Below are 23504 nucleotides of genomic sequence, written 5' to 3'. Positions count from 1 at the left end.
GAAACGCGGGCTTTGCCTCGGGGGCGGATCGCATCATGGTCGCGGCGCATGCCTTTCCCACCCGGTTTCCTCTTCGGTACGGCGAATGCCGACCATCAGGTGGAGGCGCATGATCCCGAGCATGAGGATGTGTGGGATCTCTGGGAGCGCTGCCAAGGACTGACACCGCGCGGCCGCGGGACGGATTTCTGGAATCGCTACGAGGAAGACATCGCCGCGGCGGCGGGGATGGGCTGCAAGCTGTTCCGCTTCTCCATCGCATGGGCCCGCGTGGAAAGCTCCGTGGGGGTCTTCGATCCCCAAGCACTGGCGCATTATCGGCGGGTGGCGGAGTGCATCCGCAGCCATGGAATGAAGGTGATGGTCACCCTGCACCATTTCGTATGGCCGGTGTGGCTGGAGCGGGATCACGGCGGAATGATTGGGGAGGAGTTTCCGGACCTCTTCGCGCGCTACGCAGCGCGGGTTGCGGAATCGCTCGGCGATCTGGTGGACTGGTGGATCAGCTTCAACGAGCCGAGCCAGTTGACCTTCGGTTACATCATGCCGTGGTGGCAGAATCGATACTACATGCCGCCGGGACTGCCGCGCGGGACGGTGGTGGAGGCCGAGGCCGAGGCGGTGGGAAAATTGATCCCGAATCTGTTCCGGGCGCATGCGTGGGCGCGGATGGCGATCCGGGCGCGGAGAGCGGATGCGAAGGTAGGGGTGAACCCGCTGGTGACGGGATTCCCGACTTGGCTGCAGATGCTGATGGACTGGGGTGCATGTCACCGGGGCCTACAGGAAGCGGTCTTCAAATTCACGACGAGCGGAGCGCTGGTGAGCGAGCGGGGCGAGGTGGATATCGTGATCGGCGGGGTGACGGAGGGCGACCAGACGCGTTATGAATTCAGCGACCCCTACCTGCGCACCGGGAAGGCGGTGCTGGTATTGGAGGGGTATCAGGGGGAAGGCATCGCTTCCTTGGTGAGCAAAGACGTGGGAGTGATCGGAGTGGGCAACCAGCCGGATTCGTGGCGGCGGGATCTGCCGGAAGGAGCGCGGAAGAAGATTTTCCCTAACTACGACGAGGCGCGCCGGGCACTGGCGGAGGGGAAGGTGGCGGCGGTGTATGGCGATGCGTTTTTCCTGCTGCCCTCCGAGCTGAAAGGGGGCGAGCGCTTCCGTTTTCTGGCGACCGGCCTGAGCGACGAGCACTATGTGGTGGTAGCCCCGCACGGGCATGCGCGATTGGTCGAGAGCGTCAACAAAGCGGTGGCGGCTTTCCAGCACGAGCTGGCAGGGATCTGCGAGGTTCCTTGGGTATCGCGGCCCGAGGTGGTGGCGAAAGAGATCCACCGGCCGCTGTCCTTGCACGAGCTTTTTGCGGGTGGTGACAGCCTGCCGGAGAGCATGTCGGGCACGCGGGGGATGCGGCGGATCAAACGGCGCGGGAAGATCCGGATCGGGGTGCGCACGGATGCGCCCGGGGTGTCATCCTCATGCGAGGAGGAGGGTCTGGAGGTGAGGCTGGCACGCCTGATCGCGAAGGAAGTGTTAGGCGACGAGGCGAAGCTCGACCTGGTGCCGCTGGAGCCTTGCGAACGGCTCGAGGTGCTGGAATCGAAATCGAGCTGGCTGAACTGGGCGTGGCGCTTCTGGGGCACCACCAGCATCATCGCGAACGCGAACTGGTGGTATCTGGGGACTTCAGGACGGCTGCCGGAAGAGCTTTGCCCCGAGGAAGCGGTGGGCGCGCAGGACTTCGTGGGGCTGGACTACTACTGGGGTCTGCCGACCTGGCGGCTGCACCGCTTCCGGCTGTTAGAAGAAGCGGCACACGGCCGGTTCCTGCGCGCACCGGTGTGGCCGCAGGGACTCTTCCATGCGCTGCAGCGTTTCCACCGCTGGTTTCCGGAACAGGAGATCCTGATCGTGGAGAACGGCTGCGTGCCCTCCGCGGACGCGATGACGCGGGGTCAGTACATCAAGGCGCACCTCGCGCAGGTCGAACGGGCGATTGCCAAGGGAGTCCCGGTGAAGGCCTACAACTACTGGTCGATCACCTCGAACCGGGAGTGGGGTCATGCCTTCGATCCGAATACGGACTTCGGGCTCTACTTCGTGGATCTCGATCGCGATCCCGAACTGAAGCGCCAAGCGACGGAGGAAGTGGAGCTGTTGAAATCGATCATTCCGAAGTAGTAGGCGGCAACTTGCTAGAGAGCGCATCCGCAGCTAGGGTAGACAATCCGTCTCCTGGCATGAACGAAGCGCACTACCCCCAGACCCTGATCCTGCTACAATCGCTAGGCACGGCGCTGGGGCTTGGGCTGCTGGTGGGGCTGGAGCGGGAGTGGAAGAAGAACCCGATGGCGGGGCTGCGGACCTTCGGGTTAATCGGGCTTTTCGGCGGCTTGGCCGGGGCGATGAGCGTAGCCTTTGGCGGTTGGATCATCGCGGGCGGGCTAATCGCCTGCACGGCGATGGCGATCATGGCGAATCTCGCGGCCATGCGGCAGAACGAGCCGGACATCGGGCTCACCACGGAGTTCGCGATGCTGGCGATTTTCGCGATCGGCTGTTTGGCCGGAACGGGGCAGCTCGCGCCGGCCGTGGCCTGTGCGGGGACGGTGATGGTGCTGCTGCACTACAAGGATCCGCTGCACGGAGCGGTGCGGAAGGTGGATGCGAAGGAACTCAAGGAGATCGCGCGACTGGTGCTGATCGGGCTGGTGATCCTGCCGCTGCTGCCGAACGAGAAGATGGGGCCGCTGGAGGTGCTCAATCCCTTCAAGGTCTGGCTGATGGTAGTGCTGATCGTCGGCATGAGCTTGGTGGCTTATCTGGTCGGCAAGTTCATCGGGGGTGCGAAGAGCGCGGCGATCTCCGGGATTCTGGGCGGGATGGTTTCGAGCACGGCGGTGACCGCGAGCGTGTCGCGACGCAGCCGGGCGGAAGGATCGGCGGGCACGGTGCTGGCGGCGATTATCCTAACAGCATCCTGCGTGGTCTTCGCGCGGGTGATGGTGGAAGTGATGTTGACCGCGCCCGCGCACATGGGAGCGATGCTGCCACCGCTGGGACTGATGCTGGCTTGGACGGCGGTCGTGGCCGGGGTGGTGCTCTGGCTGGCGAAGCGGGCGGGAGAGAAGCCGGGGGAGGAAGAAGCGCCCTCCGAGCTCAAGGGGGCGGTGATGTTCGGCCTGCTCTACGTAGGAGTGCTGTATGCGGTCGCGCTGGGGAAGGAGCACTTCGGCGACTCCGGCCTGTATGTGGTGGCGGCGATCTCCGGGCTGACCGATGTGGATGCGATCACGCTCTCGACCTCCGGGTTGGTGGCGTCCGGCGAGGTGGAACCGCGAACCGGCTGGCGGGTGATCTTGATCGGGGGGCTGGCCAACACGGTGTTCAAGGCGGGGATGGCCGTGGTGCTGGGGGCGGGCCGGTTCGTGAAGTGGACTTCGGCCGGGTTCGGCGCGGCAGCAGCGGGAGGCGTGGCGATTTTGCTACTATGGCCGTGGTAGTGGAGCTGCTGGACCGCCGTTCAACCGAAGATGGAGGGGATTGGGTTCGAGATGGATCCGATGGGAATGAGGGATGGTTCACTCAACCGAGTTGGGGATCCGGGTCTTCGCTGGCGGCGGGCTTGTGTTCGCGAGAGAAGACAGCGTAGACGGCGGGGACGACGAAGAGGGTGAGGAAGCCGGAGAAGAGGAGGCCGCCGACGACGGCGATACCGAGGGACTGCCGCGAACCGGCAGAGGCTCCGAGCGAGAGGGCGATCGGCAGGATTCCGAGGATCGTCGCGAGGCTGGTCATGAGGATCGGGCGGAGACGCGCGACCGAGGCCTCGAGTGCGGCTTGCAGCTTGGGCAGGCCCTGTTCCTTGCGCTGGTTGGCGAACTCGACGATGAGGATGCCATTCTTGGTCACGAGACCAACGAGCATAATGATGCCGATCTGGCTGAAGACATTCAGGGTCTGCCCGGTAAGGTGCAGGGTGAGCAAGGCACCGGCCAGCGAGAGCGGCACGGTGAGGATAATGATGAAAGGATCGATGAAGCTTTCGAACTGCGCGGCGAGCACGAGGTAGATGATCACCAGCGCGAGGAGGAAGGCGAAGAGCAGGCTGGAGGAGCTTTCCGCAAAGTCGCGCGACTGGCCGGCCAAGGCGGTGCGGACGCCATCCGGCAGCACTTCGTCCGCGATGCGGTCGAGTTCGGCAATGCCATCGCCCAAGGTCTTCCCCGGAGCGGGTGAGCCTTGGATCGTGGCGGAGACGGCGCGGTTGAAGCGGAAGATCGCCGCCGGGCTGGCGGACTCGTCGAAGCTGACGAGATTATCCAGCGAGACCATCCCGCCGCTCTTGGTGGGAACGAAGAGTTTTTTCAGATCGCCGGGCTCATTGCGGTCCTGGCGCTGCATCTGTCCGATGACCTGATATTGCTTCCCGTCCTTCAAGAAGTAGGCGAAGCGTCGACCGGAGTACGCGAACTCCACGGTACGGGCGATCTGCTCCACGGACACGCCCATCTCCGCCGCCTTGTTGCGATTGATCGAGATGATGCCTTCCGGTCGATTCACTTTCAGGTCGGCATCGATCTGGCGCAGGACCGGGCTCTTGTTCGCTGCCTCCATGAATTTGGGCAGCACCTCGATGAGCGTTTCCAGATTGTTCGCCTGCAGCACGTAGGCGAGCGGCTGGCCGCCGCGGCGATCCCCGATGGTCGGCGGCTGGGTAGCGAAGGCGCGGACGCCGGTGAAGGCGTTCATGTCTTCCATGATCTGCTTGTGGACTTCCGCCTGACTGCGACCGCGCTCCTCCGGCGGCGTGAGGTAGATATTCTGCGAGGCCACATTCGCCTCGGTGCGGCCGAAGCCGCCCATGATGGTGAAAGTCCGGAAGGTTTCCGGGATCTCGTCGTGCACGTAGGTGTCGATCTTATCCATCCAGCTCTCGGTGAACTCGAAGCTGGAACCTTCCGGAGCGGTCACGTTGATGCGGATGTTCTCGCGATCCTCCAAGGGCGCGAGTTCGCGTGGCACCGCCTTGCCAAGCCAGGCGATCAGGAAGGCGTTCCCCGCGAGGATGAGGAAGGCCAGCCAGCGCACCTTCAGGAAGCCGCCCAAGGTCCCGCGATAGGTGCGGGTCATCAGGTCGAAGAAAGGTTCGGTGACGCGATAGAACCAGTTCTTCTTCTCGCCATGCCCCTTCAAGAGGAAGCGGCACATCATCGGCGAAAGGGTGAGCGCAACGAAGGCGGAGACCAGCACGCAACCCGCCAAGGTGATGCCGAACTCGCGGAACAAGCGACCGGTCAACCCGGAGAGGAAGATGATGGGCAGGAAGACCGCGGCAAGAGCCACGGTGGTCGAGATCACCGCGAAGTAGATCTCCTTCGAGCCCGTGATGGCGGCCTGCATGGGCGACATGCCTTCCTCGATCTTGGTGTAGATATTCTCCAGAACGACGATGGCGTCGTCACAGACCAGACCGATGGCGAGCACGATGGCAACGAGCGTGAGCACGTTGATCGAGAAGCCCGCCACATACATGATGAAGAAGCCGGCGATGATGCTGACCGGGATCGCGATGACCGGAATGATCGTGGAGCGCCAATCGCGCAGGAAAAGGAAGATGATGAGGGCCACCAGGCCGAAGGCGATCAGCAGGGTTTCCTCCACCTCCGCCACCGAGCGACGAACGAAGCGGGTGAAGTCATAGCCGACTTCCATGGTCACGTCGGAGGGGATCTCCTTCTTCACCTGCTCCAGCCGCTTGTAGAACTCGTCCGCGATGGCGATGGCATTCGTGTTCGGCTGCGGGATGATCGCCACACCGATCGAGTACACGAGCTCGCGCTTGGTGCCGGTGCGCTGATTCTCCGCGCCGAGCTCGGCATAGCCAATATCGCGGAAGTGGATCTGGCGGCCGGCTTCCTGCTTGATGATGAGATTCTCGAAATCCTCTGGCGTGTTCAGGCGGCCGAGCACGCGCAGGGAGAGTTCGGTGGAGGTGCCTTCGAGTCGGCCGCTGGGAAGATCGACATTCTGACCATCGAGCGCGTTCTGGACATCGATGGGTGTGAGGCCGTGGACCGCGAGTTTCACGGGGTCCATCCAGAGGCGCATGGCGTAACGCTTCTCACCGAAGATTCGCACGGAAGAAACGCCCGGGATCGTCTCCATGCGCTCGCGGACCAAGCGGTCCGCCAGATCGCTCACCTCGAGGATGCTGCGCTGATCGCTGTACATCGAGAGGAAGAGGATGGGCTGCGAGTCCGCATCCGCCTTCTCGACCACGGGCGGATTGGAATCCACAGGCAGATTCCGGATCGCGCGCGAAACCCGGTCGCGGACGTCGTTCGCCGCCGTGTCGAGGTCGGTATCGAGCGTGAATTCCACGGTGATCTGCGAGCGCTCTTCCCGCGACTCCGAGGTCATGGTGCGGATGCCCGCGATGCCATTGATCACCTGCTCCAGCGGCTCGGTGATCTGCGAGGCGATCACCTGAGGATTCGCGCCGGGATACTGGGTTTGCACCGTGACGATCGGCGGATCGACCGCGGGGTACTCACGGACTCCGAGGAAGTAGAAGCCGGTGATGCCGAAGAGAATGATCGCAAGCGACATGACCGTCGCAAGGACGGGGCGCTTGATGCTGGTTTCCGCTAGACTCACAGAATATCGAAATGACTAGTTACTAAGCACTAATTCTCTAAACCAGAATGCTTAGAAGAGTCAGGGGGTAAGGGGGGTGACTTCGACGCCGGGGCGGAGGCGGAGGAGATTGGTGGTAAGCACCTGGTCTCCTTCGGCCAGTCCGTGCAGGACTTGGACCTGACCGGCGGTGCGGAGACCGATCTCGACATCGCGGAACTCCGCCTTGCCGTCCTTCAGGACGTAAACCCCCTGCCCTTTCGCGGAGGGAACAACCGCCTGGCTGGGGATGGCGAAGCCGTTCTCCACGGTATCGAGGTCCAAGGTTACGTCCGCGAAGCCGCCGGGAAGCAGGCCCTTCGGCTGCTCGCAGACGCCGCGTACGTGAAGGCTGCGGGTGGCGGCCTCCACGGCGGGTTCGATGACCTGCACCTTCCCCTCAAACCGGGTGGCATTCCCGGCGACGGTGAAGCTGAACTTCTGACCCGGCTTCACCTCTGCGGCGTAGCGCTCAGGCAAGGGGAAGTCGACCTTGATCCGAGAGAGGTCCTGCAGGCTCATGAGCACGGTAGTGGGTGTCACCAAGGCGCCCTCACTCACGCGCCGCACGCCGGTCTTCCCGGCGAAGGGGGCGCGGATGCGGGTCTTGGCCAACTCCACTTCGCGGGTGACCTTCTGGGCCTTGAAGATATCGAGCTCCGCCTTCGCCAGATCGTAGGCCTGCTTGCTGATCGCGCGCTCCGGCAGGAGGGATCCGGTGCGGGTTTCATTCGCCTCGGCGAGTTTGAGCCGTGCATCGATCTCGGAGATTTCCGCGGTCAGATCGGCATCATCGAGGATGAAGAGCACCTCGTCCTTGGACACTTGAGCGCCCTCTTGCACCTCGACCTTGACGAGTCGCTTGGTGAGTTCGGGGACAATGTCCACCGATTCATTCGCGCGCAAGGTGCCGACGGTGGTGACCGTAGAAGCCATGGGGGTCGTCTTCACCGCGTAAGTTTCCGCTGCCACCGCGGCGGCGGGGCCTTTGCCCTGCGCGAGCAGGAAGCCGGGCGCGAGCAAGAGCGTACACGCGAGCAGCGTGGAGACGGGTTGGGACATGGGGTTCAGACAGTTAAGCGAGTGGGGAAGCAAAGTGAATCCTTCATCCCCCGGAAAGCCTCTTCCGCTACATGGACTTCGCGGAATGCACAAACCGGAATACGCATCCGGATTGCCGGATCACGCGGCAGATACAAGAGTGCCGCCATGAAATTCGCGATCATCGGATTCTTTCTCATCCTCGGCATCGCCTGCGGCAATGAACTGGAGGCGGCCAAGGCCGAGTATGCCAAGCAGGACAAGGCACTGAACGAGGTGTATGCGCAGCTGAAGACAAAGCTGCCGGCGGAACGATTCGCCGAGCTGCAGAAGGATCAACGCGAGTGGGTGGAGCACCGTGAATTCATGGCCGAATGGCAGGAGAAGGAGGGCCAGCCTGAAACCGCAGTGGATCGCTGGGAGCTGGCGGCGGGGCTCACCGAGGGACGGATCGACTGGCTGAAGGCATGGCTGAAGCTGGACGAGCGAAAGGAGGGCTGGGGCGGACGCTACTCCGACGGCTACAATGGCGAGCTGGAGATCGTCGAGAAGGACGGCAAGGCATGGTTCGCCCTGCATGTGGTGCGCGGGCCGACCTTCCATGTCGGCGGGATCGGCGGGGAATTCCGGCGCAACGGGATGATGGGATTTTACGAGACGAAGGCGGACGGCGAGGAGCGCCCGACCTGGCTGACCTTCCGCGAGGGCTACGACAAGCCGGGCAAGATCATGGTGGAAGGGGAGAACACCTCTCCCTTCCACGGGATGCGGGCCTACTTCGGCGGGACCTATCTCTGGACCGGCGAACTCACGGCGGAGGAGCAGAAGAAAGTTATCGAAGCAAAGCTGGACGAATAAGCGTGGAGTCCTTTCATCTTGACGGATGACATGACTCGGGAAGCCTGACCCGATGCACGCGGCCCTCCGCTCCCTCCCGCTGATTTTGCGATCCTCCTGCCCCTAAAGGTGCTTGAATCAAAGGAGCTTGATCCGCTGATCGCGCCGCATGCGGCACGGCATCGCGCGGAGATCGACAAGATTCTAGTTAAGGCGGAGTCGGCAGAGAGACTGGCGCGTGATGCCTATCTGGTGCAACTCGACCGGGTGGAGGCCGACCTGATCGCCAAGGGGGATGCGAACAGCGCCGCCGCGATCGTGGCCGAGCGCAAGGGAGCGGCGGGGATCACACCCGCGACCAAGGAGAACGGTAACCTGCCGAAGAAGGCGCAAGGGCCGCAGCGCACGCTGATCAAGGAGCTGAACAAGATCCACGAAGGGGCGATCGCCGCGGCGCGGCGGCCGAACTCGGTTTACACGGCGGCGCTGAACTCGATCCCCGGGACGACGGACAATCCCGAGCTGGCCAAGCAGATCGTGGCGGAGAAGAAGCGGCTGCTGTTAGGCGTGGGGGTGGTGGCCAACCTCGAGACCGACTTGGCGGGGACGCTCTGGCGAAGGGTGGAGAACAACAAGGTGGTGCATGTCTTCACGCTCGATAAGAAGTGGGAGGGATCGGGCTGGGCAGCGCATGGGCCGAACCGGGTGAGGTTCGATTGGGGGACGGTGCTGATCCTGGCGGACGAGGGGAATATGCTGATCGGTGATGACGGTAAGCCGAATATGACGCTGGAGCGGGCGCGGCCGAGCAAGGTGGAGGAGTGGGGATGGAGGAGCCTAGGGTCTTTTAGCCGCGAAGAGGCGCAAAAGGCGCGAAAAGATTGAGGACAGGAGGTGGAGCCGGTCCTGATGGGCTCCACGGGTCTGGGCGGATGACGGGGAGGATGAGGAGGCAGGATGCGGGATAAGCATCCTGCCCTCGAAAGGAGTGCGCGGGGATTACTTGGCGAAGATCTCGGCGAAGAAGGTCTTCATGGCTTCCCATGAGCGCTTGTCGGCTTTCTCGTTGTAGGCAGAGCCTTTGGAGGGATCGTTGCCGGCTTTCTCTTGGGTGAAGGAGTGAACGGCGTCGCCATAGGCGACGAATTGCCAGTCGGCACCGGCGTTCTCCATTTCCTTGCCGAAGGCGAGGACGTGCTCGCTGGGGACATGGGGATCGATGGCACCGTGGAGGACGAGGACCTTCGCCTTCACGCCACCGGCGGGAGCTTCCTTGCCGGGGGCGGCATCGATGGCGCCGTGGAAGGAGACGACCCCGGCAATGTCCGCGCCGCTGCGGGCGAGCTCGAGGACACCGCCACCACCGAAGCAGTAGCCGATGGCGGCGATGCGGGAGGTATCGGTGTGTTCATCGGCCTTGAGCACGTCGAGCGCGGCATTCAGGCGAGCGCGGTAGAGGTCGCGGTCGCCTTTGTATTTGCCCGCTTCCTTCGACGCTTCGGGCGGAACGGGGCGGATACCCTTGCCGTAGATATCGGCGGCGAAAACGTTGTAGCCGAGTTCCGCGAGCTTGCGGCTGCGCATCTTCTCGTAGTCGGAGAGGCCGGTCCACTGGTGAATGACCAGGACGGCGGGGCGCTTGCCCTCGACTTTGTCGTCGTAGACGTGGAAGCCTTCGAGGGTGAGGTCGCCTTGTTTGTATTCGACGGGCTTTTCCACGATGGCGGCGGAGGCTGAGGCGATGGCGAGGAGGGAAAGGATCAGGGATTTCATCATGGCCAGCAAAGCGAGCCGAGGGGCGCTGTCAAACCGCGTGTGCCGGACGGCGGTGCAGGAGCAGCACGATGGCCCCGGCGACGATGCCCCAGAAGGCGGAGCCGATGCCTAGCAGGGTGATGCCGGAAAGGGTGACGAAGAAGGTGAGGGCCGAGGCCTCCCGATAGCGGTCCTCCCCGAGAGCGGCGGCCAAAGCATTCCCGATGGTGGCGAGCAGGGCGAGGCCGCCTACGGCGAGCACGAGCTCCCGGGGGAAGGCCGAGAAGAGTCCCGCGACCGTGGCGCCGAAGACGCCGATGAGGAGGTAAAAGAGACCGGCACAGACTGGGGCCCAGTAGCGGCGGGCGGGATCCGGATGGGCCTCCGGGCCGACGACGAAGGCGGCGGTGATGGCGGCAAGATTGATGCCGAAGGCCCCGAAGGGGGCGAGGAGGAAGGTGGAGACGCCGGTCCAGCCGATGATCTTCGACACCGGGGCCTCGTAGCCGCCGACGCGGATGGCGGCGATGCCCGGCAGATTCTGCGAGGCCATGGTGACGATGAACAAGGGGATGCCAACGCCGATGAGGGCGGCGGCGGAGAACTCCGGCGCGATCCAGACCGGCAGGGTGATGCCCCACGGGACGCGCTCCATATGGAACAGCCCCTGGATCGCGACGATGGCGATGCCGAGCAGGAGGATGACAGGGACATTTGCCCGGGGCCAGAAGCGGCGACCGAGGACGTAAGCGCCGACCATGGGCAGGACGAGGGCGGGATTCCGCGGCACGGCGACGAAGGCATCGAGTGCGAAGCGGGAGAGCACGCCGGCGAGCAGCGCGGAAGCGAGCGGTAGGGGCAGGCAGTTCATCACCTTCTCAAAGCCGCCGCTGAAGCCGGTGACAATGATGAGCACGGCGCTGAAGAGAAAGCAGCCGATGGCCTGCGGCATGGTGAGGTGCCCGGCCGCGGCGGCAGCGCCGATGACGACGACGCCGGGGGTGGACCAGGCGATGAGGATGGGCTTCCGCGTGGCGATGGAGAAGAGGATGGAGGGAATCCCCATGCCGATGCCGATGGCCCAGATCCACGAGGCGGTCTGCTCGGGGGTGGCGTGGAGATTCTGCGTGGCCTGGAAGATGATGGCGACGGAGCTGGAAAAGCCGACCAGCACGGAGACGAAACCCGCGACGAGTGCGGAAATGGAGAAGTCCTTCAGCATGCGGGCCGGGCCGTCATGCGCTTGCGGGCGGGCGGAGTCAATGGCCGGGCGTGCGGGCTTTGACACGAAGAGGCGGGGGCTTATGCGGATTCGGTCAATTTTTCCCCGCGTTCTTGCGCCGGAAACCGCTTCCGGAAAGGATACGCGGCGGTCATGACCCTTTCCGCACTAGACCTTTTCACGATCGGCGTAGGCCCCTCCTCATCCCACACGGTGGGTCCGATGCGGGCGGCCAGCCGCTTCGTCCGCGGACTGGTGGAGCAGGGATTGGCCGAGCGGGTGAGCCGGGTGCGCTGCGACCTGTATGGATCGCTGGCGGCGACGGGCAAGGGGCACGGGACGGACTCGGCCATCCTGCTGGGCTTCCTAGGCGAGGAGCCGGAGACGGTGGAGATCGACAGCATCCCGGCGAAGCTGGCGGGAATCCGCGCGGGGAGACTGCTGCTGCCGTGGGGGGAGGAGATCGAATTCGACGAGCGGGCCGATCTGGACTTCAAGCGGCTGAAGCCGCTGCCGCTGCACCCGAACGGCATGCATTTCACGGCGCTGGATGCGGCGGGGAGCCCGCTGGCGGATGCGGTGATCTACTCGCTGGGCGGTGGATTCATCGCGAGCGAGGCGGAGATGCAGGCACCGGTGGCTACGGAGATTTCGGTGGCGCATCCTTTCACGAATGCGGCGGAGCTAATGGCGCACTGCGAGAACAAGGCGTGCTCGATCGCGACGCTATTGTTAGAGAACGAGGCGGCCTTCCGGCCGGAGGCGGAGACGCGCGCGCGGTTGAATGCCGTGTGGCAGGCGATGCAGCTGTGCGTGAAGCGCGGGTGCTCGCAGGAAGGCACGCTGCCCGGGGGGCTGAAAGTAAAGCGCCGCGCGAAGGCTATTTTCGAGAGCCTGTGCAGTCATCCTGAAGCTTCGCTGACCGATCCGCTGACAATCCTCGATTGGGTCAATCTCTACGCGCTGGCCGTGAACGAAGAGAATGCGGCGGGCGGGCGGGTGGTGACGGCGCCGACGAACGGGGCCGCGGGGATCATCCCGGCCGTTCTGCACTATGCGTATCGTTTCCGGCACTCGCCGCACCCCGATGGCGTGCACCGCTTCCTGCTGACAGCGGCGGCGATCGGGATGCTCTACAAGCGGAATGCCTCGATCTCCGGGGCGGAGGCCGGTTGTCAGGGGGAAGTGGGTGTGGCTTGCTCGATGGCGGCGGCGGGGCTGGTGGAGTATCTGGGCGGGACGCCGAAGCAGGTCGAGAATGCGGCGGAGATCGGGATGGAACACAACTTGGGGCTGACCTGCGATCCGGTCGGCGGGCTGGTGCAGATCCCGTGCATCGAGCGGAATGCGATGGCTTCCGTGAAGGCGATCAATGCAGCGCGACTGGCGATGGCGGGTGACGGCTCGCACTTCGTGTCGCTGGACAAAGTGATCAAGACGATGCGGGACACGGGGCGGGACATGAAGTCGAAGTACAAGGAGACGTCGCGCGGGGGTCTGGCGGTGAACGTGGTGGAGTGCTGAGGCCCCGCTTGCCATCCGCGCCCGACTGCCGCCATGGTGCCGCAGGATGAGAGGAGTGCGTTATGATGCCACGCGGGGATTGTTCGAGGCGCAGGGGCCGCTGCTGGGGTTGATCGCGGTGATTTTCGGGATCTACGTGTTCCAAGCTCTGGAAGGGAGGGAGTGGTATGTGCCTTTCATGTGCATGCCGACCGAGGTGACGGGGGCATGGCAGCACTTGGTAGCCGGGAGCTTCGGGGCGGAGGATGCGAAGGCTTTCGGGACGATGATCAGCTACGCGTTCCTGCACGGGAGCCCGGATCATGTGATCTATAACATGCTCTTCCTGTGGATCTTCGCGGCGCTGGTGGCGGACTTGATCGGACAGCGTTGGATGTTCGGGATCTTTTTCGTCACGGCATTCACCGCAGCGGCCTTTCATGTGGCGCTGGCGCCGGACAAGCCGATCCCCATGCTCGGGGCATCCGGGGCGCTGATGGGCTTCGAGGGGTTCTATCTCTCGATGGCGATGCGGTGGCATCTGCCGGATCCGCATATCTGGCCAATCTCGCGACCAATCAGCCCGGCCCGTCTCGCAGCGGTGGGTGTGGCAGGGGTGTTGATCGACGTCTATTCGGTGATGGGTCAGGTGGAATCCGCGACGGCGTATGGGGCCCATATCGGTGGCTTCGCCGGGGGGCTGATCCTAGGGGCTCTGGCGCCATTACGTCCGCGCGGGGCGAGCCTGCGGCGTTGAATGGGTGTTTGAAATGTCATTGGACGGGCTGGAAAAACGTGTTAGGGAGAGAGTGCTATGAAATTGTCCACCCTTGTCCCACTGGGCGTGATCGTGGCGCTATCCGCGCCTGCATGCAGTCATAACGCCGTCGGCTATCAGGCCGCGGGGTATTCGCCTCGAGACGCCTACTATCGCGGCCACACCGATGGCAGCGGCGACCGCTACAGCGGCAGGCCGTATAACCCGCACATCAACACGGACCGGACGCTGCCGAGCGCCCATCGCAACGACTACATCTGGGGCTACGGGGATGGCTTCAAGAATCCCGGCGGCTACGGCAGCAAGTAGACCGGGAGAGATTTTTCCGATGCGGAGAGGCCCGGGCTGCGGCGGGGGGCTCTCCGCATTTTTTCCTGCCCATCGGCATGTGGTCCGCTTGAATGCGGCAGCATGAGTCTGCCTGCCAATCTTGTTACCCTGCATCCGTATTTCAAGGTCCACGCCGGTAAATGGCCGGATGTTGAGGAGGTCTTGAAGGAATTCGTCGCGACGACTCGCTCCGAGTCGCTGTGTCTCTTCTACGAGTTCACGATCAACGGAGATGAAGTGTTTTGCCGCGAGGGATATGTGGGTGCGGAGGGCACCTTGGCGCACCTGCAGAACGTGGGCCATGTGATCGAGAAGATGTTGCAGTTCAGCGACATGACCCGTCTGGAATTCCATGGTTCGGCGGAGGAGATCGACAAGCTCCGCGAGCCTCTGGCACACCTGAATCCGGCGTGGTTCGTGTTGCACAGCGGGATCGAGCGGAGTTAACACTCTGCGTGATATTACGCAGATGCGTAATTCAAAGCGCTAGGCGCGGGCGGGCATCTTTGCTTTGCTTCGCGCTTATCTGTTTCCGCGCTCTCGATTCATGAGGAGCGCGGCCGGCCCCCCACCGGTCCTTCCATGAAACTTCCCCGCCCCCTCCTCGCCGGGCTGGCCGCTCTGGCCTGCCTCTGTACCGCTCATGCCGAGCGGATGAAAGTGCTGATCATCGAAGGTGCCAGCAATCACGACTGGAACCACCGGAAGGATATCCTGACGGCGATCATTTCCCGGGACGGGAGTTTCGATGTCGAGGTTTCGGTCACGCCGGGTGCGGCCTCGGATCCGGCTTGGTCGACTTGGTCGCCTAACTTCGCGAACTATGACGTGGTGCTGTCCGGTTATAGCAATGGCGCCCTCGGGCAGCCGCGCTGGCCGGCGGCGGTTGAGACGGCGTTCCAAAACTATGTGAACGGCGGCGGCGGCTTCGTGGCCTTCCACGAGGCCTGCGACTCCTTTGCGGGATGGACCGCCTACGATGAGATGCTGGGACTGCGCTGGAATCCGGTGGGTGTCGGGAAGGCTCCCTTGATCGGCTTGGGCGATGCACTGCAGCTACTGCTCCCGGGCTTGGGTGAGGGCACGAGTCATGGCGACCGGGTAAACGTGGAGGTGAAGCGGCTGGGCAATCACCCGATCCATGCGGGTCTGCCGAGTTCCTGGATGGCGACCGACCTGGAGGTCTGGCGCTACCCGCGCGGCCCGGCGAACAATCTGACGGTACTGTCCTACGCGAAGGATCCGCTTACGCAGCTCCAGTTTCCGGTGGAATGGACGACAACCTACGGAGCCGGTCGGGTGTATGCCTCCAGCTATGGCCACGTGTGGGAGGGGCAGACAGCACCGGAAGGGATGCGCTGCGCGGCCTTCCAAGAGATTCTGGTGCGGGCTCTGAAGTGGTGCGCGGGAGAGAATCCGGCGGCGACCATTCCCTCCGATTTCCCGAGCCCGACCCAGATCTCGCTGCGGGCGAATGCGGAAGGGATCAGCGGCTTCGGCGGGCCGAAGGCCGTGGCACCATTCGCCAACGGAGCGCTGCCGACGCTATCGATCGTACCGACGGGCGTGGAGGTGGTGAAGGCCTTCCCTGCCCTCGCTTGGGATGCGCCGATCGAAGCCAAGCCATGGCCGATGCAGGCAGGCCAACTGATGGTGGTGGAGATGGACGGTCGCGTTTACAAAATCGCGGATAGCGACACGACGACCACCAAGCAGGAGGTGCTGGATATCCGCGACCGGGTGTGGCACCTGAATTGGGAGAATCAGGACAACAACACGAAGCACGGGGGAATCCTGTCCGCGGTGTTCCACCCGCAATTCGGCAAGGGACAGGGAAAGGACCATCTCTACGTCTACTACACCCATAACGCGAACGACGCCCCGAACGCGGATCCGCCATTCTACGACCGGCTGGCGCGCTACACCTGGAACGGCACGGCCTTCACCCCGGCAAGCGAGCAGCTGCTGATCCACCAATACGACACCGCCAAAGGCCACGAGGGCGGCGGGATGTGTTTCGGCGCGGATGGATTCCTGTATCTGGCTTTCGGCGACGAAGGAACAGAGAGCGGCGACTCCACTCCGCACACGCAGAAGATCGACGACCGGCCGCGCTCCGGGGTGTGGCGGATGGACGTGGACATGCAGGGCGGCGCGATCAGCCACCCGATCCGCCGGCAGCCGCTGGGGCCGGGATCCTTCACCCAGAACTACTACATTCCTAGTGACAATCCGTGGCAGGATGTAAACGGAGGGATTCTGGAAGAATTCTACGCGATCGGCCTGCGCGAGCCTCACCGAATGACATTCGACGCGGCGACGGGCTTGTTCTGGATTGGCGACGTGGGCGCGAACAACCGCGAAGAGGTGAGCGTGATCGACGAGCCGGGGCTCAACTTCGAGTGGAACTACAAGGAGGGAATCGCGGAAGCCTTCCGGGCCGCGCCAAGCCCGCTGATCGGGACCTCGCGCGGGCCGGTCTTCGATTACTCGCACGCGGTAGGCTCCTGCATCATCGGCGGGCACGTGTATCGCGGCACGGCGCTGCCGCAACTGGCGGGGAAGTATCTCTTCGGCGACAACGGAACGCAGCTGCTCTACGCGCTGGAGTATGATCCGGTGACGAAGCAGACGGTCTCCGTGCAGCAATTCGCGCAGGGGCGAGCCGGGTATCTCTTCAACGGGATCAGTTCCTTCGGCGAGGATACGCAGGGCGAGCCGCTGTTGCTGCAATTGGCCGGGGCAAATCCGGGCACGGCGCAGATCTCGCGAATCAAGCCGGCGGGACCGCCGGGCGGAGGGACGTGGCAGTATCCGCAGCTGCTATCGCAAACGGGGCTCTTCACGAACCTGGCGACGCTGACACCGGCGGCGAGCCTGATCCCTTTCGACGTGAACATGCCGCTGTGGAGTGCGGGAATGCACAAGAAGCGTTGGGTGATGATCCCGAACGACGGGGTTGCGAACACGCCGCTGGAACAAATCAGCTTCAGCGAGAATGGAGCTTGGCAACTGCCGGTGGGCTCCGTCTTCGTGAAACACTTCGCGCGGCCGGACAACGACGCGCCGTTGGAAACGCGGCTGCTGGTGCACGGGACGGACGGCTGGGGAGGCGTGACCTACAAGTGGCGGCCCGACGGGAGCGAGGCGGATTTGTTAGAAGACGGCGGAGAGGAGGTGCTGACGGTGGACGGGCAATCCTTCGAATATCTCTACCCCAGCCGGCAGCAATGCAACCTGTGCCATACGGGAGTGGCGGGCCCGGTGCTGGGATTCCGCACGCGACAGCTCAACCGCAACTACAGCTACCCCGGCGGCGGAACGGCGAACCAGATTGAGTCCCTGAGTGTCGCGGGCTTCCTACCGCAAGTGATCACGGAGGAGAGCTTGGCCGGTGTCCTCACTTCAGCGGATGCGAATAGCCCCACGGTTTCCGACGAGGCATGGGCACGATCCTATCTCGATAGCAACTGCTCGCACTGCCACCAACCTGGCGGCAGTTCGCGAGCCTTCTTCGACGCCCGCCTGACGACCCCGCTCGATAGCCAATCGATCATCTGTGGTCCGGTGATCGACGGGCTGGGTGCGCCGGCACCGGCGGTGGTGAAGCCCGGCAGCTTCGAGAACTCGGTAATGCTGCTGCGGATGAACACCATCGACGAGTGTTGCTCGATGCCGCCGCTGGCGAAGGGCATCGTGGACACGACGGGTGTCTCGCATCTCGCGGACTGGATCCTGGGGATGGATGCAGACTCCTGCACGAAGACGCAGGGCTTCTACGACGGCGGCGAGATCGGCATTCCCGGCCCCACCCCGCCCGATGCGCACGGTCCGGATCTGTGGCACTCGAACATCGTGGTGAATGAAGATGCCACCTACACCAACACCACGGGCACCACGATCACGGTGAGCATCGACCGCTTCCGCTTCAACGCGGGACGGACCGGCGATCCGCTGACGCCCTTCGTGGTGAAGGTGAATGGCGACAACAACTTCAGCGTGGTGGCGATCGGGACGCCGCGGACCCAGTATGCGATCGGTTCGAACGACCTGCCATTCTCCGATGGAGTCTCCAACGTTACGCTGGCACCCGGGCAGACGATCGCGATCGGCTTCATGGATGCGAATCCGGATGGCTCCGGCGGAAGCGTGGCCGGCATCATCGACTGGGACTTCGACGGCGACGAGATCTGGTATGGCGGTGGAGAAACGGATGCGGACGGCGGTTCGGTGAGCCTCGGGCAGATGCCGGATCACGGCACCGAGCTCTACACCACGCTATTCCGGAGATACCAGTTCGCGATCAGCTACATCATCACCGGCTATGAGGTGGGCAATGGCCCGGCGGCCGCCCCGGGAGCTGCGGCCGATGGCGCGAACTCGAACCTGGTGATCAACGAAACGGACACCTTCACCAACACGACCGCTGCCACGATGACGGTGACGGTGGGTGACTTCCGCTTCCATGCCGCGCGCACGGGGGACCCTGTGACCCCCTTCCTGGTGAAGGTGAATTCGGACAACGATTTCACCGTGCTGGCGGTGGGCAGCACGCGGACCAGCTATGTACTCGGCGCGAACAGCTTCCCCTTCGCACCCGGGGCGCGGGTGACGCTTGCTCCCGGCGAGAAGCTGGCGGCAGGTTTCACCGATTCCTTCCCGGATGGCACGGGCGGCACGGGACCGGGCGTGATCTCCTACACGGACGGCGGCGACCAGATCTACTACAGCTACGATGTCACCAACGTCGGCAGCATCCTGGCGGCCGGCCAAGCGCCGGTGCCGAAGGGGTATCAGCATACTAATCTGGCACGAAGCTACTACTTCTCGATCTCGCTCGGCTTCGGCGGGAAAGAGGACGAGGATGCGGACGGGCTGCCGGACAGTTGGGAACTAGCCTACGCTCCGAACTTGGGGGCGCTGAATGGCAGCGCCGATAGCGACGGCGACGGGATGAGCAATGCGGAGGAGCATGCGGCGGGAACCGATCCGACCAATCCGGCGAGCCTGCTGATGGGGCTGGGAGTGACGCGCCATGCGAACAGCGTGACGGCGAGCGTGAAGACGGTGCCGGGGCGCTACTACAAGCTCGAGGGATCGGTGGACCTTCAATCGTGGACGAGCTTGGGAACCTGGAAGGCGGCGAGCTGGCCGGCGACAAGCACGAGCATGAGCATTCCGATCGGTGGATTGCCGGGAGGCGGCGGGCAGAAGTTGTTCGTGAGGTTTTCTCCGGCGGAGTAAAGCTCCGCGCTCGCGGGGAAGATCCGCGATTGACCTGCCCCCTCGTTCCCCCTCCCCTGTGCCCATGATCCGCGGCGACCTTCATGAACTGAACCGCATTTCGTGGAATGCCGCGACGGTCCGCCACAATTCGCACAAGCAGGATCAGGCGGGCTTCCTGCGCTCGGGCGGGAGCACATTGTTCCCGGAGGAGATTGAGCTGCTCGGCGAGATCCGGGGAAAAGAAGTGCTGCACCTGCTCTGCAACTCAGGTCAAGATACGCTCTCGATCGCAAAGCTGGGGGCGAAGGTTACGGGGGTGGATATCAGCGACGAGGCGATCGATTTCGCCCGGAAGCTTTCGAGTGACTCGGGGATAGTCGGCAGTTTCGAGCGTTCGGATGTCTATCCTTGGCTGGAGGCGGCGATTGCGGCCGGTCGCCAGTTCGATGTGGTTTTCTGTTCCTACGGTGCACTGTGCTGGCTCTCCGATCTGGCGCACTGGATGCGGGATGTCGCGGCGGTGCTGAAGCCCGGCGGGCGTTTCGTGTGCATGGAGTTTCATCCCGTGGCGATGATCTTCGATGAGGAAGGCGTGCCGAAGTACGACTACCAGATGCCCGAACCCCTGCACTGGGATACAGGCATCTCGGACTATGTCGGAGACTCCGGGGGCGCGCTGGCCGTGTCGGGTGCTGAGAACGTAAGCGAGCCTTTCGTGAACCCGAATCCCTGCGCCGAGTTTCCTTATTCCGTCTCCGGAATCATCGGTGCGGTGCTTGATGCCGGTCTAGAACTTCGCATCTTCCGCGAGCATCTCTTCTCCAATGGCTGGAAGCCCTACCGCAGGATGGCCGAGCTGCCGGGGCGGCGTTGGACGATGCCCGAAGGCATGCCGAAGATCCCGCTGATGTATGGCTTGGTGGCCGTGAAGTCCTGATCGCCATGGAGCCCTACATCTACCTCCTGCTGGGTTTGGCTGGCTTCGCCGGCGGCTTCATCGACGCGGTGGCGGGTGGCGGCGGGCTGATCACGGTACCCGCGCTGCTAGCCACAGGGATGCCGCCGCAAGTGGCCCTGGGCACGAACAAACTCCAAGCTTCCTTCGGCACGACGATGGCGGTCTGGCGCTATGCACGGGCCGGGCTGATGAAGACTCCGGGGCTGAAACTCGCGGTGGTCATCAGCTTTCTGGCGAGCATGGGCGGGGCCTATGCGGTCAGCATCCTGAGCAAGGACCTGCTCAAGCAACTCATCCCCTGGCTGCTGGCTGCGGTGGCGGTCTATACCGCGCTGAACCGGAAATTCGGCGTGAAGACGGGAGAGCAGCGCATGAAGCCGGTGGTCTTCGCGATCATCTTCGGGGTCGCGATCGGGTTCTACGACGGCTTTTTCGGTCCCGGGACGGGGTCCTTCTGGACACTGGCCGTGGTGGCCCTGCTAGGCTTGGAGCTGAAGGGCGCCACCGGCTATACGAAGGCGGTGAACCTGGCGAGCAACCTAGGCTCGCTGGTGATCTTCCTGCCGAACGGGTCGGTGCATTTCATCGCCGCGGGGGCGATGATCATCGGGCAACTCCTGGGCGCGCGGATGGGGGCGGGCATGGTGATCCGCAAGGGAGCGGGATTTATCCGGCCGGTGTTTTTGACCGTGGTCTTCGCGATGACGGTGAAGCTGCTGTGGGATGCCTGGCAGTGAGGGTTTCGCGGTTAGCCCGGTCGCGCAGCTTCCATCGGCACCAGCTCCATGCCCAGGAGGCACACATCATCATCGAAATGATGGCCGTCCGAATACTGGAGCACTCGCGCGAGAACGAGATCGAGCATTTGCTCCAAGGATTCGCTGCGGCACTCCTCTGCGGTTTCCATCAGGCGCTTTTCGAGGAAGGGTTCGCCCTCGTCGTTCTCGGCTTCCAGGATGCCGTCGGTGAAGAGCAGCAGGCGGTTCACTTCGGACAGGGAGACAGTGCCGGAAGGGTAGTCTGCTTTCTCCAGCAGGCCGAGACCAGGACCTTTCTCCTTTCGCGTGGCGGCCAACTGCCGCACGCCGCCGGGACCCGTGGCGACTGCTCCGGGATGACCGGCGCAAGCGTAGCGCAGGGTGCCCGCGCTGAGGTCCACCACGGCATAGAAGGCGGTGGCGAACATGGTGGCTCCCGCCCGATCGAGGATTGCCGCCAAGCCCTTGTTAAGACCGGAGAGGAAGGCGGAGGGATCCAACGCGCTGCGCCTCTGTTTCTCTAACAGACCACGAAGCATGGCGACCACGAGGGCCGAGCGGACCCCGTGACCCATGACATCGCAGATCAGGAGGCCCGCCTTGTCATTCGAGATCCGTAGTACTTCGAAGAAGTCGCCCGCCATGCCGGAAATCGGCAGATAGCGTGCACCGAAGCTCAGCGCCGATTTTCCGTCGCTCACCTCCGGGAAACTTGATCCGGCGAGTGCCTGCTGGATCTCGCGCGCGAGCTGGAGCTCCTCCTCGTAGGCTTCGTTGCGTACCTGCAACTCCGCGGCCAAATCGGTGGCTTCCTGTTTGGCGGTGACCAGCTCGGTGACATCGCTGGAGACACCGAAGGTCCCGAGCACCTCGCCATTGCTATCCACCCAGGGAAACTTCGAGGTGAGCACCCAGGTGTCATCGCCGCCACGCCAAGTCTCCTTCTCGACCTTTTCATTCACCGGCTCGAGCGTTTCCATGATGCGCTGCTCGTCCTGCGCGGCTTGCTCGCCATGCTCGGTCTCGAAGAAATCGCGGTCGTGCTTGCCGTTGAGTTCGGAAGGTTCCTTAAGCCCCATCCACTCGGCCATCTGCCGGTTCGCGAGCACGAAGCGGGAATGCTTGTCCTTAAAGTAGACCTGCAGCGGCACGTGATCGATCAGCATGCGAAGCAGGTGCCGCTCTTCCTCGATCTGCGCCTCGGCCTGCTTGCGCAGGGAGATATCGATCATCGAGCCCGCGATCCGTTGCGCCTTGCCCTCCCGGTCCCGGACCACCGAGCCGCGGATCCGGAGCCAGCGCCAGCGGTCCCCACCCGTCCTGATGCGGCAGTCGATCGCGAAGAGTTCGGGCCCGGAGGGATTCAGCACATTCTGCAGCGCGAAGGCGAATCTCTCGCGGTCGTCCTCATGGATCGTGGGATGCGGTGCGAGGAAGAGATTGGGCGCCGAAGAACTGCTGCATTCGAGAAACTCAAGGATGCGGCGCGAGTAGTAGATCTCGCTTCTGCCTACCCACCAGTCCCAGATCCCTTCGTTCGACGCCTTCAGCGCCAGAACCATGCGGGATGCTTCGTCGGAGTTCGATCCGCCGGGTGCCTCGGGGTGACTCATGGAGTCTCAGGAAAGCACTGTAGACCTCTAGCGGCAATCTGTTTTCCGGCCATGCAGCAAGGCGGAGATGGCCGCTTGATTTCCCGATGGACGGGTCCAGATTGCGCTTCGTTTTGAAGCTTGCCGCCTACTTCGCGCTTTTCGTGCTGCCGCTGACTGCGGCGGAGCCTCCTGCCATCAGCGTCCCGCCCTGCTGCAGCGGGAATAGCCGATCCACGGCGATGGAGCTCGATCTCTTCGCCGATCCCGGGAAGTGGAGTTTCTCGAACGAGTCCACATGGAAGTGGGCAGGCGAGGGCACGGAGCGCGTACTGCAATTGATCGCCCAGACCGGGGCGAAGCCGAAGTATCGCAGCCCCTTCAACCTGGCTTGGTGCGGGGGCAAGGAGTGGAAGGACTTCACGCTGACAGCCGAGGTGCGGCTGACGAAATTCGATGCGGGGAACAACGATCTCTGCATCGCTTTCGCGCGGGCTGAAGAAACCCGTTTCTACTACGCCCACTTGGGCGAGAATGCGGATGAGCCGCACCACCAGATCCACCTCGTGGACAACGCGGACCGGAAGCCGATCACCAGCTTCCGCACGGAGGGCACGCCATGGAAGGAAGGGGAATGGCACCGGGTGAAGATCATCCGGAACTCCGGCACGGGGGACATCGGCGTGTGGTTCGATGACATGGACAAGCCGGTCCTGACCGCGCAGGACAAGACGCTGGAGTGGGGACAAATCGGGCTTGGGTCCTTCGACGATCTCGGCGAGTTCCGGAATGTGCGGATTCGCGGCACGAGCCGTTAACT

17 protein-coding genes are annotated in these 23504 nt (G+C 63.6%); 12 read left to right on the top strand and 5 right to left on the bottom strand.

Features of this window, described 5'->3' with window-relative positions; translation table 11 throughout:
* Positions 1 to 48: 48 nt before the first annotated feature.
* Positions 49 to 2187 carry a family 1 glycosylhydrolase gene (locus OJ996_RS08050; protein ID WP_264513026.1) on the top strand — a complete coding sequence of 713 codons (2139 nt, stop codon included), beginning with the start codon at positions 49 to 51 and terminating at the stop codon, positions 2185 to 2187.
* A 59-nt stretch (positions 2188 to 2246) separates the two neighbouring features.
* Positions 2247 to 3509, top strand: coding sequence for an MgtC/SapB family protein (locus OJ996_RS08045; protein WP_264513025.1), 1263 nt, complete (start codon positions 2247 to 2249; stop codon positions 3507 to 3509).
* A gap of 82 nt (positions 3510 to 3591) precedes the next feature.
* On the opposite strand, the gene OJ996_RS08040 is transcribed toward OJ996_RS08045, so the two are convergent.
* Together OJ996_RS08040 and OJ996_RS08035 are read right to left on the bottom strand one after the other, a co-directional pair.
* Positions 3592 to 6666, bottom strand: coding sequence for an efflux RND transporter permease subunit (locus OJ996_RS08040; RefSeq protein WP_264513024.1), 3075 nt, complete (start codon positions 6664 to 6666; stop codon positions 3592 to 3594).
* Between the two features lie 60 nt (positions 6667 to 6726).
* Complete coding sequence (locus tag OJ996_RS08035) at positions 6727 to 7746, bottom strand: efflux RND transporter periplasmic adaptor subunit (protein WP_264513023.1); 1020 nt, start codon at positions 7744 to 7746, stop codon at positions 6727 to 6729.
* A 147-nt stretch (positions 7747 to 7893) separates the two neighbouring features.
* On the opposite strand from OJ996_RS08035, the gene OJ996_RS08030 reads away from it, so the two are divergent.
* Together OJ996_RS08030 and OJ996_RS08025 are read left to right on the top strand one after the other, a co-directional pair.
* Complete coding sequence (locus OJ996_RS08030) at positions 7894 to 8583, top strand: lysozyme inhibitor LprI family protein (protein ID WP_264513022.1); 690 nt, start codon at positions 7894 to 7896, stop codon at positions 8581 to 8583.
* A gap of 108 nt (positions 8584 to 8691) precedes the next feature.
* On the top strand, positions 8692 to 9447 hold the full coding sequence (locus OJ996_RS08025) for a hypothetical protein (protein WP_264513021.1): 756 nt from the start codon (positions 8692 to 8694) through the stop codon (positions 9445 to 9447).
* Positions 9448 to 9561: 114 nt separating this feature from the next.
* On the opposite strand, the gene OJ996_RS08020 is transcribed toward OJ996_RS08025, so the two are convergent.
* Positions 9562 to 10335 (bottom strand): dienelactone hydrolase family protein, encoded by a 774-nt coding sequence (locus tag OJ996_RS08020; protein WP_264513020.1) that lies wholly within the window; start codon positions 10333 to 10335, stop codon positions 9562 to 9564.
* Positions 10336 to 10366: 31 nt separating this feature from the next.
* Entirely contained in the window at positions 10367 to 11605 is a 1239-nt protein-coding gene (locus tag OJ996_RS08015; RefSeq protein WP_264513019.1) for a benzoate/H(+) symporter BenE family transporter, read from the bottom strand.
* A gap of 87 nt (positions 11606 to 11692) precedes the next feature.
* Between OJ996_RS08015 and OJ996_RS08010 the strand changes: the two genes are divergently transcribed.
* From OJ996_RS08010 to OJ996_RS07980, 7 genes are all read left to right on the top strand, one after another.
* On the top strand, positions 11693 to 13063 hold the full coding sequence (locus OJ996_RS08010) for an L-serine ammonia-lyase (protein ID WP_264513018.1): 1371 nt from the start codon (positions 11693 to 11695) through the stop codon (positions 13061 to 13063).
* A gap of 46 nt (positions 13064 to 13109) precedes the next feature.
* On the top strand, positions 13110 to 13799 hold the full coding sequence (locus tag OJ996_RS08005) for a rhomboid family intramembrane serine protease (RefSeq protein ID WP_264513017.1): 690 nt from the start codon (positions 13110 to 13112) through the stop codon (positions 13797 to 13799).
* Positions 13800 to 13856: 57 nt separating this feature from the next.
* Positions 13857 to 14129 (top strand): hypothetical protein, encoded by a 273-nt coding sequence (locus OJ996_RS08000; RefSeq protein ID WP_264513016.1) that lies wholly within the window; start codon positions 13857 to 13859, stop codon positions 14127 to 14129.
* A 102-nt stretch (positions 14130 to 14231) separates the two neighbouring features.
* Positions 14232 to 14597: a putative quinol monooxygenase gene (locus OJ996_RS07995; RefSeq protein ID WP_264513015.1), complete on the top strand. Its 366-nt coding sequence runs from the start codon at positions 14232 to 14234 to the stop codon at positions 14595 to 14597.
* Positions 14598 to 14732: 135 nt separating this feature from the next.
* On the top strand, positions 14733 to 19394 hold the full coding sequence (locus OJ996_RS07990) for a ThuA domain-containing protein (protein WP_264513014.1): 4662 nt from the start codon (positions 14733 to 14735) through the stop codon (positions 19392 to 19394).
* 67 nt (positions 19395 to 19461) lie between these two features.
* Positions 19462 to 20313, top strand: a complete 852-nt coding sequence (locus OJ996_RS07985; RefSeq protein ID WP_345783774.1) for a class I SAM-dependent methyltransferase — start codon at positions 19462 to 19464, stop codon at positions 20311 to 20313.
* Between the two features lie 5 nt (positions 20314 to 20318).
* A complete protein-coding gene (locus OJ996_RS07980; protein ID WP_264513012.1) occupies positions 20319 to 21071 on the top strand; it encodes a TSUP family transporter in 753 nt (250 codons plus the stop codon).
* Positions 21072 to 21082: 11 nt separating this feature from the next.
* Here OJ996_RS07980 and OJ996_RS07975 read toward each other — a convergent pair whose 3' ends face one another.
* Complete coding sequence (locus OJ996_RS07975) at positions 21083 to 22705, bottom strand: SpoIIE family protein phosphatase (protein WP_264513011.1); 1623 nt, start codon at positions 22703 to 22705, stop codon at positions 21083 to 21085.
* An 86-nt stretch (positions 22706 to 22791) separates the two neighbouring features.
* Here OJ996_RS07975 and OJ996_RS07970 point away from each other — a divergent pair, with 86 nt between their 5' ends.
* Positions 22792 to 23502, top strand: a complete 711-nt coding sequence (locus OJ996_RS07970; RefSeq protein WP_264513010.1) for a 3-keto-alpha-glucoside-1,2-lyase-like domain-containing protein — start codon at positions 22792 to 22794, stop codon at positions 23500 to 23502.
* Positions 23503 to 23504: the final 2 nt, after the last annotated feature.

The sequence above is a fragment of the Luteolibacter rhizosphaerae genome (assembly GCF_025950095.1).
Lineage (GTDB): Bacteria > Verrucomicrobiota > Verrucomicrobiia > Verrucomicrobiales > Akkermansiaceae > Haloferula > Haloferula rhizosphaerae.
The sequence above is the reverse complement of the archived record's forward strand: the minus strand, read 5'-3'. Positions and strand labels throughout refer to the sequence as shown.